This window comes from Bacillus sp. D7-8 (assembly GCF_052055895.1).
Classification (GTDB): Bacteria; Bacillota; Bacilli; order Bacillales; family Bacillaceae; genus Bacillus; species Bacillus velezensis.
Genome location: NZ_CP179922.1, coordinates 468,146 through 482,929, shown reverse-complemented (window position 1 = coordinate 482,929; position 14,784 = coordinate 468,146). Strand labels below are relative to the sequence as shown.

At 47.3% G+C, this 14,784-nt stretch carries 14 protein-coding genes and 1 pseudogene; 3 read left to right on the top strand and 12 right to left on the bottom strand.

The genetic code is table 11. The features are described from left to right. Positions 1 to 111: 111 nt before the first annotated feature. The 3 genes from cshA to ACKTRM_RS02455 all read right to left on the bottom strand — a co-directional run bounded on the left by cshA (position 112) and on the right by ACKTRM_RS02455 (position 4,459). Entirely contained in the window at positions 112 to 1,596 is a 1,485-nt protein-coding gene (gene cshA, locus ACKTRM_RS02465) for a degradosome RNA helicase CshA (protein WP_015239193.1), read from the bottom strand. Between the two features lie 330 nt (positions 1,597 to 1,926). After that, entirely contained in the window at positions 1,927 to 3,297 is a 1,371-nt protein-coding gene (locus ACKTRM_RS02460; protein WP_012116865.1) for a UDP-N-acetylmuramoyl-tripeptide--D-alanyl-D-alanine ligase, read from the bottom strand. A gap of 76 nt (positions 3,298 to 3,373) precedes the next feature. Next, a complete protein-coding gene (locus ACKTRM_RS02455; protein WP_023356724.1) occupies positions 3,374 to 4,459 on the bottom strand; it encodes a D-alanine--D-alanine ligase in 1,086 nt (361 codons plus the stop codon). Between the two features lie 153 nt (positions 4,460 to 4,612). Here ACKTRM_RS02455 and ACKTRM_RS02450 point away from each other — a divergent pair, with 153 nt between their 5' ends. Next, complete coding sequence (locus ACKTRM_RS02450; RefSeq protein WP_003156200.1) at positions 4,613 to 4,930, top strand: thioredoxin family protein; 318 nt, start codon at positions 4,613 to 4,615, stop codon at positions 4,928 to 4,930. On the opposite strand, the pseudogene ACKTRM_RS02445 reads toward ACKTRM_RS02450, so the two are convergent. Then, positions 4,927 to 5,819: pseudogene (locus ACKTRM_RS02445) on the bottom strand (cation diffusion facilitator family transporter). The gene ACKTRM_RS02450 and the pseudogene ACKTRM_RS02445 overlap by 4 nt on opposite strands. 213 nt (positions 5,820 to 6,032) lie before the next feature. On the opposite strand from ACKTRM_RS02445, the gene ACKTRM_RS02440 reads away from it, so the two are divergent. Together ACKTRM_RS02440 and fbpB are read left to right on the top strand one after the other, a co-directional pair. Continuing rightward, entirely contained in the window at positions 6,033 to 6,212 is a 180-nt protein-coding gene (locus tag ACKTRM_RS02440) for a Fur-regulated basic protein FbpA (protein ID WP_003156203.1), read from the top strand. Continuing rightward, positions 6,199 to 6,345 carry a Fur-regulated basic protein FbpB gene (gene fbpB / locus ACKTRM_RS02435; protein WP_003156206.1) on the top strand — a complete coding sequence of 49 codons (147 nt, stop codon included), beginning with the start codon at positions 6,199 to 6,201 and terminating at the stop codon, positions 6,343 to 6,345. The genes ACKTRM_RS02440 and fbpB overlap by 14 nt, the downstream gene beginning before the upstream one ends. Before the next feature lie 26 nt (positions 6,346 to 6,371). Here the strand turns inward: fbpB and ACKTRM_RS02430 are convergent, their stop codons facing one another. The 8 genes from ACKTRM_RS02430 to ACKTRM_RS02395 form a co-directional block, all read right to left on the bottom strand. Then, entirely contained in the window at positions 6,372 to 7,517 is a 1,146-nt protein-coding gene (locus tag ACKTRM_RS02430) for an acyl-CoA dehydrogenase family protein (protein WP_023356723.1), read from the bottom strand. 115 nt (positions 7,518 to 7,632) lie between these two features. Then, entirely contained in the window at positions 7,633 to 7,968 is a 336-nt protein-coding gene (locus ACKTRM_RS02425; protein ID WP_007410218.1) for a hypothetical protein, read from the bottom strand. Positions 7,969 to 8,062: 94 nt separating this feature from the next. After that, the gene (locus tag ACKTRM_RS02420) at positions 8,063 to 8,830 is read right to left on the bottom strand and encodes an ABC transporter permease (RefSeq protein WP_007410217.1); all 768 of its coding nucleotides are present in this window, start codon (positions 8,828 to 8,830) and stop codon (positions 8,063 to 8,065) included. After that, complete coding sequence (locus tag ACKTRM_RS02415; protein ID WP_012116860.1) at positions 8,823 to 9,749, bottom strand: ABC transporter ATP-binding protein; 927 nt, start codon at positions 9,747 to 9,749, stop codon at positions 8,823 to 8,825. The genes ACKTRM_RS02420 and ACKTRM_RS02415 overlap by 8 nt, the downstream gene beginning before the upstream one ends. Before the next feature lie 101 nt (positions 9,750 to 9,850). Next, complete coding sequence (locus tag ACKTRM_RS02410) at positions 9,851 to 10,900, bottom strand: AI-2E family transporter (protein WP_007410215.1); 1,050 nt, start codon at positions 10,898 to 10,900, stop codon at positions 9,851 to 9,853. Between the two features lie 185 nt (positions 10,901 to 11,085). Further along, positions 11,086 to 12,342 (bottom strand): C4-dicarboxylate transporter DctP, encoded by a 1,257-nt coding sequence (gene dctP, locus ACKTRM_RS02405; protein ID WP_012116859.1) that lies wholly within the window; start codon positions 12,340 to 12,342, stop codon positions 11,086 to 11,088. 108 nt (positions 12,343 to 12,450) lie between these two features. Beyond that, positions 12,451 to 13,122, bottom strand: coding sequence for a response regulator (locus tag ACKTRM_RS02400; RefSeq protein ID WP_003156219.1), 672 nt, complete (start codon positions 13,120 to 13,122; stop codon positions 12,451 to 12,453). After that, entirely contained in the window at positions 13,097 to 14,719 is a 1,623-nt protein-coding gene (locus ACKTRM_RS02395; RefSeq protein WP_012116858.1) for an ATP-binding protein, read from the bottom strand. Before ACKTRM_RS02395 ends, ACKTRM_RS02400 begins: the two co-directional genes overlap by 26 nt. Positions 14,720 to 14,784 lie beyond the last annotated feature (65 nt).

Below are 14,784 nucleotides of genomic sequence, written 5' to 3'. Positions count from 1 at the left end.
CTACCTCCCATTTTTTATCATACATACAAATACGGCTGATTTGCAAAAAAGATTCACTTTCCGGCATATCAAAAAAAAGCGGACCCCGTAAAAGGGTCCGCTTCCTGTGTTTTAGTATGATTTTTTCTGGCGTCTGTCACCTGAAGAACGGCGGTCGCTTGAGCGTTTTTTATCGTAGGAAGAACGGTTGTTGGTTTTCCCTTTGCCGCCGCGGTAGCCGCCGCCTTGGCCGTCTCTGCGCTTAGAAGTACGCTGGTTTTTATAGCGTTTGCTGACCATCGGCGCTTCATCAGTGAGGCGTACAGGCGTGCTGTCCGGCTCTTTTGTCGCCATTTTAATGGCTGCAGCCACAACTGTCACTGCATCATGATCTTCTAACAATTCCGCAGCTGCCGTCATGTAGAAGTTCAGGTTGTTTTCGCTGATCGCCGTGCGCAGACGGTCAACCGTCACCTGCTGCTGTCCTTCTAATGCTTCGTCAAGCGTCGGCTCTTTCATACGGTCCATTTTGCGTTTTGTCGTTTGTTCAATCGCGCGAAGCATGCTTTTCTCACGCGGTGTGATAAACGTCATCGCCATACCCGTTTTTCCTGCACGGCCCGTTCTTCCGATACGGTGAACGTAGCTTTCAGGATCTTGAGGCACGTCAAAGTTGTAAACGTGGGTAACGCCTGAGATATCAAGTCCGCGGGCGGCAACGTCAGTCGCTACAAGCACTTCGATCGCACCTTCTTTAAATTTACGAAGCGCAACCATACGTTTCGCCTGCGTTAAGTCGCCGTGAATTCCTTCAGCCGCATATCCGCGAAGGTTCAGGGCTTCAGCAAGCTCATCGACACGGCGTTTCGTACGTCCGAATACGATCGCAAGTTCCGGAGACTGAATGTCAAGAAGACGAGTCAGCGTATCGAATTTTTTGCGCTCCTGCACTTCCAAGTAGAACTGCTGAATGTTGGACACAGTCATTTCTTTCGCTTTTACTTTTACGTGTTCCGGCTCAGTCATGAAACGCTCTGCGATCCGTTTGATCGGCGCAGGCATTGTTGCTGAGAATAAGAGCGTTTGGTGGTCGCTCGGCACGTTTGAGAGAATGGATTCAATGTCATCAATGAATCCCATATTCAGCATTTCATCAGCCTCATCCATGACAACCGTATTCACGTTGTTTAAACGGATCGTGCGGCGGTTGATATGGTCAAGAAGACGCCCCGGCGTACCTACGATGATATGCGGGTTTTTCTTCAATGCGCGGATCTGACGTCCGATATCCTGGCCGCCGTAAATAGGCAGTACTTTCGCACGCTTATCTTGTCCGATTTTATATAACTCTTCAGATACTTGAATGGCTAATTCACGGGTTGGCGCGATTACGATTGCTTGAATATTAGGAGACTCGGGGTTCATTTTTTCAACAAGGGGTATACCGAACGCAGCTGTTTTACCTGTACCTGTTTGCGCTTGTCCGATGACATCTTTATTTAAAAGTCCGAGCGGAATCGTTTGTGCCTGGATCGGTGTTGCTTCTTCAAATCCCATACGATTGATTGATTTCATGAGATCAGAACTTAATTGGAAATCTTGAAACGTTATAGTCAAATTATTCAAACTCCTTCTGATTGCTGTTTCAGTAATGTCGTGATTTACCACTAAAAACCGCCCTTTCATCCAAAGGACAGGATCATACGTATACAAAGCCCGAATTACTTTACGTTTAATCTTACCATTACACTATGTGTTTTTCAATAAGGCGAGATGGTCAGGCGGCCGGAAGCGGCCTGACCGGATTCTTCCCGCGAACGAGGCCGGACCCCGCGCCGGACGGGATTTCCCAGCCGGCGGTCTTTCTTTTTCATACGGACAGAATTATTTCACCCTGAATTAGTTTCTTCATTTTTGTATATTTTTATGATGCTGATCAGTATTTTTTCAGTTCTTCTCTAATAAATCTTTAACGATTTCTTCGAGCTTCATACCTCTCGATGCTTTAAACAGAAGGAGATCGCCGGAAGCGGCCATTTCCTGTATGGCGTGAAGCAGTTCTTTTTTGTCAAGATAATGGCTGACGCGCCCTTCTTCAAAATGCCGGCGCGCTCCGTCAGCGATGAATGCGCCGAGTGTGCCGTAAGTAAACACATGGTCGATTTCCGCCGGATTGACCGCAGCTCCGCATTCTTCGTGGAATGCTTTTTCTTCATCACCAAGTTCAAGCATATCACCGAGCACGAGCATTTTCTTCCGATAGCCTTTCATCGTTTCGATTAATTCGACCGCCGCTTTCATTGACGTCGGGCTCGCATTATACGCGTCGTTTACGATCGAGATGCCGTTTTCCGTTTTGACCAGTTCCAATCTCATCCCCGTCACCTTCAGGCGGCTCAGTCCCAGAGCGGCATTTTCCGGCGTAATGCCGAAATAGATGCCGGCGGCGTATGCAGCCATGGCATTCATCACATTATGTCTGCCGAGAACCGGAATAAAGAAAGAACGGTCGATCCCGTCGATATTGAAGTACGTGCCTTCTTCCGCTTGTTTTATTTCTTTCAGGCGGAGATCATTGTCCGCGCCTGCGCCGTATGTCGTTGTCCGGCAAGTGTACGTCTTTTGGCGGAGCAGCGGCTCATCCCCGAAATAAAACAGAACGCCGTCTTCCCGAAGTCCGTTTATAATTTCAAGTTTCGCCTCCGCAATTCCTTCTCTTGAGCCTAAATCCTGCATGTGGGATTCACCGATATTGGTAATGACGGCCGCTTCCGGTTCAGCAAGACGGCTCAGAAAATCAATTTCGCCTCTCGCACTCATTCCCATTTCTAAAACGGCGATTTCTGTATCTTCAGGCATGGCAAGCACAGTCAGCGGCAGGCCGATATGATTGTTGAAATTGCCGGCGGTTTTGTGAACGCGGTACTGCGTGCCGAGAACGGCGTGAAGCATGTCTTTCGTTGTCGTTTTTCCGTTGCTCCCGGTCACCCCGATAACCCTTGTGCCGAGCTCTTTCAAATAAGCTTTTGCCAATGTTTGCAGCGCCTCCAGCGTGTCATCGACCAGGATGACAGCACGCCCTTCCGGCGGATTCGGTTCAGAGCGGTCCCACAACACCGCGGAAACGCCTTTTTCGAATGCTTGCGGCACAAAGGTGTGGCCGTTAAAATGCTCGCCTTTTAAAGGAATGAACAGCTGATTTTTTTCCAAAGTCCGCGTATCGGTTGCGGCGCCCTCAATCATTGTTTGTTCAAATTCGGGATTTGTCAGTGTGCCTTTGACCATGTCTGCGATTCGTTTTACAGTTCGCTTTATCAAAGGTGGCACCTCGCTTTCTGAAAATGTTGTCTGTTACGGGAAAAGACACTGCCCCTTCAGGCAGTGTCCGTCTTCATTAAAATGTATGTTTAATCAGCTGTTTTTCGGCATGGCGTTCTTTTGCCAGCTCAACCAGCTGTTCGATCAGATCACTGTAATCTACGCCTGCTTCTTTCCAAAGCAGCGGGAACATGCTGAATGGCGTAAAGCCCGGCATTGTGTTCACTTCGTTAATGAGCACTTGACCGTCATTGGTCAGGAAGAAATCGGCGCGGACAAGGCCTGAGCCGTCAATCGCTTTGAAGGCTTTAATCGCCATCTCGCTGATTTCCGCATATTGTTCATCCGTCACTTGCGCGGGAATCATTAAATCCGTGTCGCCGTCTTCATATTTCGCTTTGTAATCGTAAAAGTCGGTTTTCGGCGCGATTTCACCGACGGCGGAGCATTTCGGTTCGTCATTTCCGAGTACGCCGATTTCGATTTCTCTGCCGGCGATTCCTTCTTCCACCACAATTTTCCGGTCATACTCAAAAGCCAGTTCGAAGGCTTTTTCAAGCTCTTCACGGTTTCGGCATTTGCTGATTCCGACGCTTGATCCGAGGTTCGCCGGTTTGACGAAGCACGGATATCCCAGCTCCTTTTCAACCTGCTGTAAGCAGCTGTCCGGCGTCTGTTTCCAGTCCTTTTTTAAGAAAGCGGCGTACTTCGCCTGCGGAAGCCCCGCTTGAGCGAACAAATGCTTCATGATGACTTTATCCATGCCGGCTGATGATGCAAGCACCCCGTTGCCGACATAAGGAACGTTCAGCAATTCCAGCAGACCCTGAATGGTGCCGTCTTCACCGTTCGGTCCGTGGAGAAGCGGAAATACGACATCGATCGGCGCCTTTTCGTCAGGCGACGCTTCAGGAAACATTTCCCGGTTCAATGCTGATAGAGCGAAACTTTCACCGTTTTGTTCCAGCTGAAGCATTTTCACGTTGGAAACCGGCTCAGTCAGCAGCGGGCCTCTTTGCCATTCTCCTTTTTCAGTGATGTAAATCGGATGTATATCAAACTTCTCAGTATTAAGCGCTTTTGTTACAGCTAATGCTGTCTGCAGCGATACATTGTGTTCGGCTGACTTTCCGCCGTACACCAATCCTAGACTTGTTTTCAATGGATATTCCCCCCACAACAATTCATCTTTACTATCTTATCACTTTCCTCAGAAAATGATCTAATTATTTTTGGGCATTCTGAATATGAAAGCATTTGTATGTAATTCCTTTTTATTTTATATTAAAATGGCATGGAAAAGGAGATGTGTCATATGAAAAAAATCAGTACAACAGAACAATTTAATGAACTTATTCAATCCGACAAGGAAATCATCGTGAAATTTTTCGCTGACTGGTGCCCTGACTGCACGCGCATGAATATGTTCATCGGCGATATTTTGGAAGAATATAATCAAAATGATTGGTATGAACTGAACAGAGACGAGCTCCCTGAGCTTGCCGACAAATATCAGGTAATGGGCATACCGAGCCTTCTGATCTTTAAAAACGGCGAAAAGAAAGCGCATCTTCACAGCGCAAACGCGAAAACGCCCGAAGAAGTCACAGAGTTTTTATCACAGCATATTTAATTCGTTTCACGATCTTTGTTTATGACTTCAGGCTCTACATGAACATGGACATGAGTCACATCATGTTCATGTTTTATTGCATATTCGACCTCATCGGCTACTTCATGGCCTTCTTTCACAGACAGTCCCGGATCTACCGTAATGACCATTTCCACATGAACCGTGCTCCCTAAATACCTTGCTTTCACATCCTTCAGCCTGCTGACCTCTTTTATTTCTTTCACCGTGTGTTTATACGGCTCCAAATCTTTCAGATCAAACCCGTCCGTCAATGAGTGGGAAGCATCTTTGAAGATGTCCCATGCCGTCTTACAGATGATGATTCCGATCAGAAAAGCAATGACCGGATCAATCCACGGCAGATGAAGCCGGGCGGTTAAGACGCCTATAAACGCCCCAATACTGACATAGGCGTCAGAACGGCTGTCTTTCGCCGCCGCATGAAGCGCAGCACTTTTAACCCGATCTGCAAGACGGCTGTTATATACATACATGCCGTACATTACAATCGCGCTTCCGAGCGCCGTCCATGCCGCAATGAAGCTCGGCTCGGCCTCCGTTCCGCTGACAATCGCCTTTGCCCCCCGATCAGCACTTCAATACCGACCGCCATCATAATAAAAGACGCAATTAAAGAAGAAATTGTTTCAGCCCGATAATGTCCGTAAGCATGATCACTGTCCGCGGGGCGCTGGGAAATCCGGAGCCCGATCAGCACAGCCAGTGATGCGACAATATCCGTGGCATTATTTAACCCGTCCGCTCTGAGCGCTTCGGAATGATAAATAAGACCGATCACCAGTTTGACGGCGGCAAGGATGAGGTACGCGGCGATATTAAGAATCGCGCCTTTCTCGCCCCGTTTTAAGTTTGCCGTTTGATCATTCATGTAAGGACTCCTCCATTCTCATTCATAGTATGGATGGAAAAGCGGAAAAATAGCAGCTTTGAACTGAGCAAATGCAATATTCGACAGCATTATTCCCCGGGAAACTTTTTGTCGAAAAATTGGCGGTATTTTCCCTTTACATATGAATATGCCCATTGTATACTTTCATTAACTGATAATGATTCTCAATATCATTTGATTAGGAGGGTAATCATGAGGTCTTCTCCTCAGCTCAGATCATCAGTTGAAGGACGAAAAAAACATCTGATCCATTTGCTGATCAATAACGGAATATACAAAAAGTCGGAACGGCATTTATATGAATTATCGCTCGGAGAATTAGAAAGCGAATACAAATATGTAAGGAAGGTGCGGGCTCATGGCGAAACGTAAAATAAAAACATACGAACAGCTGATAAAAGAAAACAAGGCGGCCATTATGAATAATCAAAAGCTGATGAATGTGATCTATGACAGAATTGACCGTAAGCATCAAAAACTGCTCCGGCACAACAGCCATACATAAAAAGAGCCTTTTTCAGGCTCTTTTTTTTATTGCTCAAAGGCTTCCGCCGCTAATTTGCCGATGACCGCATCGTCCATCGGCGGATTGTGAAGGCCGGCCCGGGCATCCCGATAATACCGCTGAAGCGGATTATTTCGCTCCAGGCTTTTTGCGCCGGTGATTCTCATTGCTTTATCAACAACAGAAAGGCCGGCATTTGTCACAATATGTTTTGCGATGCCGAGCTCGCTTTTGATGAAAGGGCGGCGTTTCGGGTCATCATACATTTGCGCCGCCGTGAAGAGAAACTGTCTCGCTTTTAACAATTCAAGCTCCATTTCCCCGATACGCTGCTGAACGGCCGGCACGTCTTTAATCGGTCCGTTCAGGCTGTTCGGCGAATATTCGGATGCAAACCGGACGGCATAGTCCCTTGCCGCTTGAGCGATGCCCAGATAAGCAGCGGGAATGTGAAGCAGCCAGCCATTCACTTTCGCCGCTCTCGGCCCGCTGATAAGCTCCACAAGCCGCTCGTCACTGACCGTGACATGATCTAAAAGGAGATCATGGCTTCCGGTCGCCTTCATGGCAATCATATCCCATGTTTCTTCGACTGAAACGCCTGACTGATCTTTATGAATGAGAAAAACACCGGTCGTTTGTTTTTCTTCAATCCATGCCGTCACAAGCATATAATCCAAAGTCAGTGAAAGGGTTGTAAAGGTTTTTCGGCCGTTCAGCACCCATTTTCCGTCTTTTTTGACAGCGGAGGTGCCGGGTCTTCCTCCCCTCGTCGGACTGCCGGTCTGCCGTTCCGTCGCTGCCCTGTTCAGGACAGCTCCCTTTTTCACCTCTTCTGTGATAAATGAAAAGACATCTTCATCCCAGCTGTTTCCTTCTCCGAGCTCACCCATGACGGATAAATGCCAGCCGATTCCGAGAGCAACGGCCGCGTCTCCCCGCGCCAGCCGTTCCTGAAACAGCACCATATCATAAACGGAAATGCCTGCACCGCCGAATACCTCAGGTACCGTTAACGCCGTATATCCCGCGTCGCGCAGTCTTTGAATTTTCTCCGCAGGAAAACGGCCCGCCTCATCATCAAGCGCGGCTGTTTTTTGAAATTCGTCTGCAAGCAGGCCGATTTTTTCCATCCATTCCCTCTGCCGTTCATTCTGTATCCATAAAGACACTGGAATCCCCCCATTATAATTCCGATAAAGTTAATAAGTATTATAGAGATTCAAGTCTCGTTTCGCAACTGTGAGGCTGTACAAAAAAAACACGCTATTCCATGGAATAGCGCGTTCAGACTGCTTCCGGGCCGCGGTCCTGCTTAAGCCCGAGATAAATCAGCATATATGTGAGATAACCCATCGTCATCACAAGCCCGCCAAAGAAAAAGCTAGAAAAAATCGGCTCTTCAAACGCGGTAACTGCCGCAAGCACGATCCAGCTTGCATACAGGTAGATGATGAAATAACGGAATCCCGACTTCATTTTATATAAGAGAAACAGCCCCACTGTAGAAAACAAACCCAGCGCAAGCCTGAAATAAACAAGATGTTCGAATTGGAACATGAATGACACAAAGGAAAAACCAAGCAATAACACAATCGGTAATGCGGTAATAAAATTTCTCAAGTGAGCACCTCCGTCATTACCTTTATTATAAATCAAAATAGCATAAATTATTGATTTATCGTGATCTTTTTCACAAAAATGTCATTCCTTTACTTTATACCCGAACATCGCGTTTGCAAAAGCTCCACCAAGCGACGGCTAAGAAGAATACGATATGGATAATGATAATGCCTGCGGAAAATAACGGCGTCATTCCCGCAAACAGCGGTTTCGCCCCGCTCATATATTGCGTCAGGTCAGTATTTGCGAACAGCAGAAAACTTCCCCATTTGTTTTGGAAGAGCGACATAATCGTCACAAGTGATTTTGCGCCATACAGCACGATAAATGACAAAATGACGGCCGTTGCGCTGTTTCGGAATACAGAAGAACACAACAAGCCAAAGCATGCCATCGCAAACGCCTCGACCCAGTTCGTGCCGATTACTTTCAGGGTGTTCATAAGAAGCGTCCCTGATTCAGATGTCACCGACACGCCGAAGAAAGCCATGCCGAACAGCAGAGACAGAATATAGTACGCCGCATACAGGTACAAGCTGACCAAAAATACGGTAATGAGTTTAGATACAAAAATCCGCTCCCGCTTTACCGGGCGGATTAACAAAAATTTGATCGTTTTCTTATCAAATTCAGCGGAAATGATCGTTGCCGCGATCACGATCGTTAATGCCTCAAGCAGAATATTCAGCCCGGGCGCGTACGCCATATAGCCGATGAAATTCTCATCCGTTCCGGAACTGATGACAAGCCGTTTAATGACAAGCGCCATAATAAATTGGAGAACGGCCATCAGAATCAGCGCCACTAATGAGACTTTTCGGTTAAAGAGTTTCATATGCTCATTCGCTGTCAATTTAAACATTCGTCTCCCCCTCCTCTTGAAGCGCCGTCGTCACTTTCATGAATTCATCCTCCAGCGATTCCGCATACGGCATGATGGAATACACAAGAAAGTCTTGTCCGACGAGCGCACGGTTTAATGCCGGGATGTCCTTCTTCGCTACGGTGACGGTAATGCCCCCGCCGTTTTTCTCCGGAGCAAATTGCTGTTGGGACAGCCATTCGAAGGCTTCGTCAGCCGGCTGAATGTCGAGGACGGCTTTTTCTTCTTTTTCCTCAGCGCCGCGCAGAACAACCTCTGTTTTGATCTCACCTTTTTGAATGATGATGACACGGTCGCAAAGGTCCTCCACTTCACGCAATAAATGCGTCGCAAAAAGGATGCTCGTCCCTTCAAGCTCCGCGAGTTCCTTTAAGTGATCGCGGAAATCCTTCATTCCCCCGGGATCAAGCCCGTTTGTCGGTTCATCTAAAATGAGCAGATTCGGACGGTGAAGAATGGCCTGAGCAATCCCGAGACGCTGACGCATACCAAGGGAATACGTTTTAACTTTGTCATGAACGGCATTGGTGAGCCCGACCCGTTCGATGACTTCCTGAAGCCTGTCCTCTTTGATGTTTTTGTGCATGTTGGCAAAGTGCTTCAGATTCTCCCACCCCGTCAGGTACGGGTAGAATTCAGGATTTTCCACGATCGCTCCGACGGATTCAAGCGCTTTTTCGAAATCAGCATCGTGCTGAAAGCCGTTAATTGTAATCGTGCCGCTGTTTTTCTTTAAAAGACCGACGATGATTCGGATAAGTGTGGTTTTTCCCGACCCGTTCGGACCGAGCAAACCGATGATCTCGCCCTGCCTGACATCCATGCTGATGTTTTTTAAAATGTGCTTTTTGCCTATTGTTTTGTCAAGGCCTTCAATATGTAAAATCGGCTCAGTCATACAGCCTTCCTCCTTTTTCACAAAAAATAAACAGTGCCCGTACATAGGCACTGTCTGCATTATAACATTAGTCATATATTCGTGAAGAGCCGGAGCCGACGTTATGTCTTATCCGGGACCGGTCCGTTTTTTTCCTTCTCTTCATTATTGACGACATCCAGAATATCGAGCAGGAACACAAAAATCGGAATTCCGATAATCAAGCCCCAAATGCCGAAGAAATGTTCCGAGAAAATCAGAACTGTAAAGGTAAAAAAGATCGGCAGTTCCGTTTTCGCTGACATCAGTTTCGGATTAAGGAAGTACGTCTCAATCGCATGGATGACGAAAATGACCAGCACGATGTAGATGACATACGCAGCGCCGCCCGTCGTATACGCGATGATGCTGAGCGGAATGAGCGAAATCACCACACCCGCAACGGGAATGAGCCCGAGGAAAAAGACCATGATTGACAGGCCGAACAGCTGCGGAAAATGCAGAATCGCCAATGCGATCAAGGTGAGGATACAGTTCACCAGCGCGATAATAAATTGGGCTTCAAGCACTTTGCCGAATGTTCTCGCAAACTTGCTGCCGAAATAAGCAAGTTCGTAGTAAAAAACAGACAGCTTGCTGTGCTGAAATTTTTTCATAAACTCCGTGAGCCGCTTTTTCTCGAACAGGAAAAACATGCTGAGAATCAGTGACATCACGACCTGCAAACCGAAAGTGCTGATATCGGCCAAGTATGTATACAGTACATTAAAACCTTCTTTTACATAGGAACCGATATTGATATCGCCGAACACGCTCGATATCTCATCATAAAACGGAATGACATCGGGATGATACGCGATGTGCTTGATCTGCTTAATCAGCTGTTCAATCTGCTTGGCAACAATCGGGTAAAAGACAAAGCCTCCGACAGTCGCCCCGACAGCCAGCGCAATATATAAAACGGTGATGACCACCCTCTGGCTGATCCGGAAAAAATGGTTCAACACGTGCCGGATGACAGTCTCCAGCCGATCCATCAGAAAAGTAAAAATAAACGTAAGCAAAATCAAATTAATCATACTTCGGAATACAACTAACACCCCAGTCAAAACAAGAAAAACGGAAAAACGTCTGACACCCGGATGCTGAAAAAATTTAAAAATAGCCGCCATTTATACACTCCTGCTAGGACAAAAAGCCCTTAGATTTCATCTTTCACTCTCTAATTGTAAATTATATAACAAAATGACGCTAAGGTCTTTGTCCACCTCCTAATAAATTTAAACAAATTTATCTTTTTTACTCATGGCGGCCGAAAAAAAGAACGGCATGCCCGATGCATGCCGTTCCTTTCCTTTTATACCGCCGTTTTCATTTCTTTAACGGCCTGTGTGCTTTTCGCTTCGTCAAACTCATTTTCGCTCTTGGCTACGATGATGGTGGCGATTCCGTTTCCGATCAGGTTGACGATCGCCCTTCCTTCACTCATAAAGCGGTCGACGCCGAGGAGCAGCGCCAGCCCCTCCAGCGGAATAACCTGGAGCGCCGATAAAGTGGAGGCGAGCACGATAAACCCGCTTCCGGTTACGCCCGCCGCGCCTTTTGATGTCAGCATCAGCACGAGAATGATCGTAACCTGCTGGCCGATGGTAAGGTCAACGCCGAACACCTGCGCCAGAAAAACTGTCGCCATGGACAGATAAATTGAGGTGCCGTCCAGGTTAAAAGAATATCCCGTCGGAATGACAAGGCCGACAACCGATTTGGAACAGCCGTAGCGCTCCATTTTATCCATCATCCGCGGAAGGACGGACTCAGAAGAGCTTGTGCCGAGAACGATGAGCAGTTCATCTTTAATAAAACGGAGATAGTTCCACAAGCTGAAACCGAATAGTTTGCAAATGATATTCAAAGCGACAAATACAAACAGGAACATCGTAACGTATACAGACAGCATCAGACTCGCCAGCGGCTTGATGGAATCAAGGCCGAAGTGCCCGATCGTATAGGCCATGGCTCCGAATGCGCCGATCGGCGCCGCGCGCATGATGTAGCCGATGATTTTGAAAAAAACGTGCGACAGTTTATCAAAGAAATCAATAATGCTTTTGCCTCGTTCACCGAGCGCAGCCAGGCCGACACCGAATAAAACAGAAAAGAATAAGACCTGAAGAATGTCGCCTTTTGCGAAAGCGTCAACCATATTTGACGGAACGATGTGAGTGATAAATTCAATCCAGTCAATCCCCTGTCCCCCGTTTTGCGTGTACTGAGAGACATCCCCTTTTTCAAGCTTGCTGTAATCAAGCCCCTCACCGGGTTTCATGATATTGACGACCAGAAGTCCGATAATAAGGGCGATGGTGGTCACGACTTCAAAATAAATAAATGCTTTTCCCCCGACTTTGCCGACTTTTTTCATGTCTCCCATCTTGGCGATGCCAAGCACGATCGTCAGGAATATGATCGGTGCGATAATCATTTTTACCGCATTGATAAATGTATCGCCGAGCGGCTTCATCTGCTTCCCGGCCTCAGGCCATACGAGTCCGACAATGACGCCGATGATCACCGCCGTGATGACCTGCACCGTAAGATTTTTGAAAATTTTCATCCCTACTCCCCCTTGCCTCTCGCTGCGTCTATACAAAAATGATAGCGTTTTCAAACAAAGAGGGGAAGCTTATGATCATAACGGACATTTTGGTCTTTTTGGTCTCGGCTAGCGGACGAATTTGTAGCGGTTAACCGGCCGGCCCACTCCCCCGTATTGAATGTCGAGCTTAATCTGGCCGTCTTTCTCAAGAAAATCAAGATAACGCCGCGCCGTCACCCTTGCGATCCCGAGCGCTTTGGCGGCTTCTTCAGCTGAAAGCGGCTCCGTCTGCTGTTTCATATAGGTCAAAATTTCATTCATCGTAAAATGATTTAACCCCTTCGGCAGATCCCGGGACGGATTTTGCGGAATTTTAAGCAGCATGTCAAGCTGCTCTTGCGACATGGTGTCATGCTCTTCAATTTTCCGTTTATATTGTTTATAGTTTTCGAGCGCCTGTCTCATCCGCTCCAGCTTAAACGGCTTCAAAATATAGTCGGCCGCACCGTTTTGCAGCATAAGCTGGATTGTTTCTTTGTCTTTTGCGGCCGAGACGATGATGACGTCCACTTCGAGCTTTTGTTTTCTGATTTCCTGGAGCGTTTTAATTCCGTCTTTTTTCGGCATGTATACGTCTAATACCACGAGCCCGGGCCGCAGATCTTTAATAAGCCTGATTCCCTCGTCTCCGTCAGCGGCTGTGGCGATGACGCTGAACCCCGAAACACCGGTGATAAATTCTTTATTCACCTCCTGCACCATCGGATCATCTTCAATAAGCAGCACCTTGATGTCCATCGAATGATTCCTCCCCCTTCATCGGAAATAAAATAGAAAATGCCGTTCCCTGTCCCTGCCGTGTGTCGACCTGAATAAAGCCCATCCCTTTGTCGACGATTTGTTTGACGAGGTACAAGCCGTATCCCGTTCCTCCCGTTTTATTGACGGTAAACCCTTTGTCATAAAGGCGCGGGATGTGCTGATCGGAAATCCCGCTTCCGTTGTCTTCTATTAATATAGCAAGCACTTCATCATTTTGCTCGATACTGATGTCAATATGTTTGTCCTCCGTGTCCGCTGTTTCGAATGCGCCGAACGCATTTTCAATTAAATTGCCGAGCAGGACGACAATATCATGCTGGTCGACATGCTCCGGAAATGCCGAGAAACTGCTGTTTTCATCAATTTTCACAGAAATGCCAAGCTCTTTTCCTCTTTTGATTTTGCTTAACAGCAGTCCCGCCGCAGCGTCATTCTGAATGGCCTGATGAAGAAAATCGGTGACGCTTTCTAGTTCTGATGATTCCTTAAAAGCAAGCTGGAGCGCTTTTTCTGATTTTCCGAGCTGAATCAGTCCCGCGATGGTGTGAAGCTTGTTCATATGTTCATGATTTTGGACTCTGAGCGCATCGACAAAATTTTTCACACCTGTCAGTTCTTCCGCCATTTTCGCAGCTTCCGTCCTGTCCTGAAAAATGGCGACGGCTCCGATGACCTTCTTTTTCATGACGATCGGAATTCTGCTGCTCATGATCACCTTTCCGCTGACTTGGATTTCTTCATTATATACGGCTCGGTTCCGCTCGACGATCTCAGGGAGGCGCGAATCTTTTAACACGTCCCAGATCAGCCTGCCATCGGTCTCTTGTCTGACATTGAATATCTGCTTCGCTTTTTCATTAAAAATGGTGATGTGATGCTGATTATCGATCGCGATGACGCCCTCATTCATCGAATGAAACGTAGCGGTCCGTTCCTCATACATTCTCACGATCTCATGGGGCTCCAGCCAAAACATTTGTTTTTTGATGTGGCGGGCCAGCAAAAAGGAGCCGGCCAGTCCGAACCCGAGCGCCAGCAGAACGATAAACAGTATTTCATGTTTCAGCTGAAGAAGAATTTCACCGAATCCGGGCAGCGTTTTACCGGCCAGAACGACCCCGATCTGATTCAAATCCCGATCTTTAATGGGATAAAAAGCGCGGACGGCGGTGCCGATTTCTCCCTTTGCTTCGGAAAAATAAATGTGCTCGGCGAACGCCGCGGCTTCGTCCTCACCCCTTGAACGCTTTCCGATCATTGTGCTGACGGGATGTGAATAGCGGATATGATCCATATCCATGACGACGATGTAGTCCGCTTCATTGATGATCCTTATTTCTTCGACCGCATGGCGCACGTCTTCCCTTTGTTTTTTCTGCTCGAGGGCGCGTTTGACATCGGTCATCTCAGATACCGTCCGCGCGGTATTCATCAGCCGTTTTTTCAGCTCGCGCTCCTCTGTATGCTGAATATTGCCGATCAGCACGATGCCGACGATCAAAAAAGTAAAAAGCACGACGATATACGAAAGTATGGTGATTTTCCAGCGGATGGTGAGCTTTTTTTTCGTCATTGGCCTCTTCCTTTCCGTCTCTTTACGAAAACGGCCCGCCCGATTATGCTTGTTATAGAAAATGG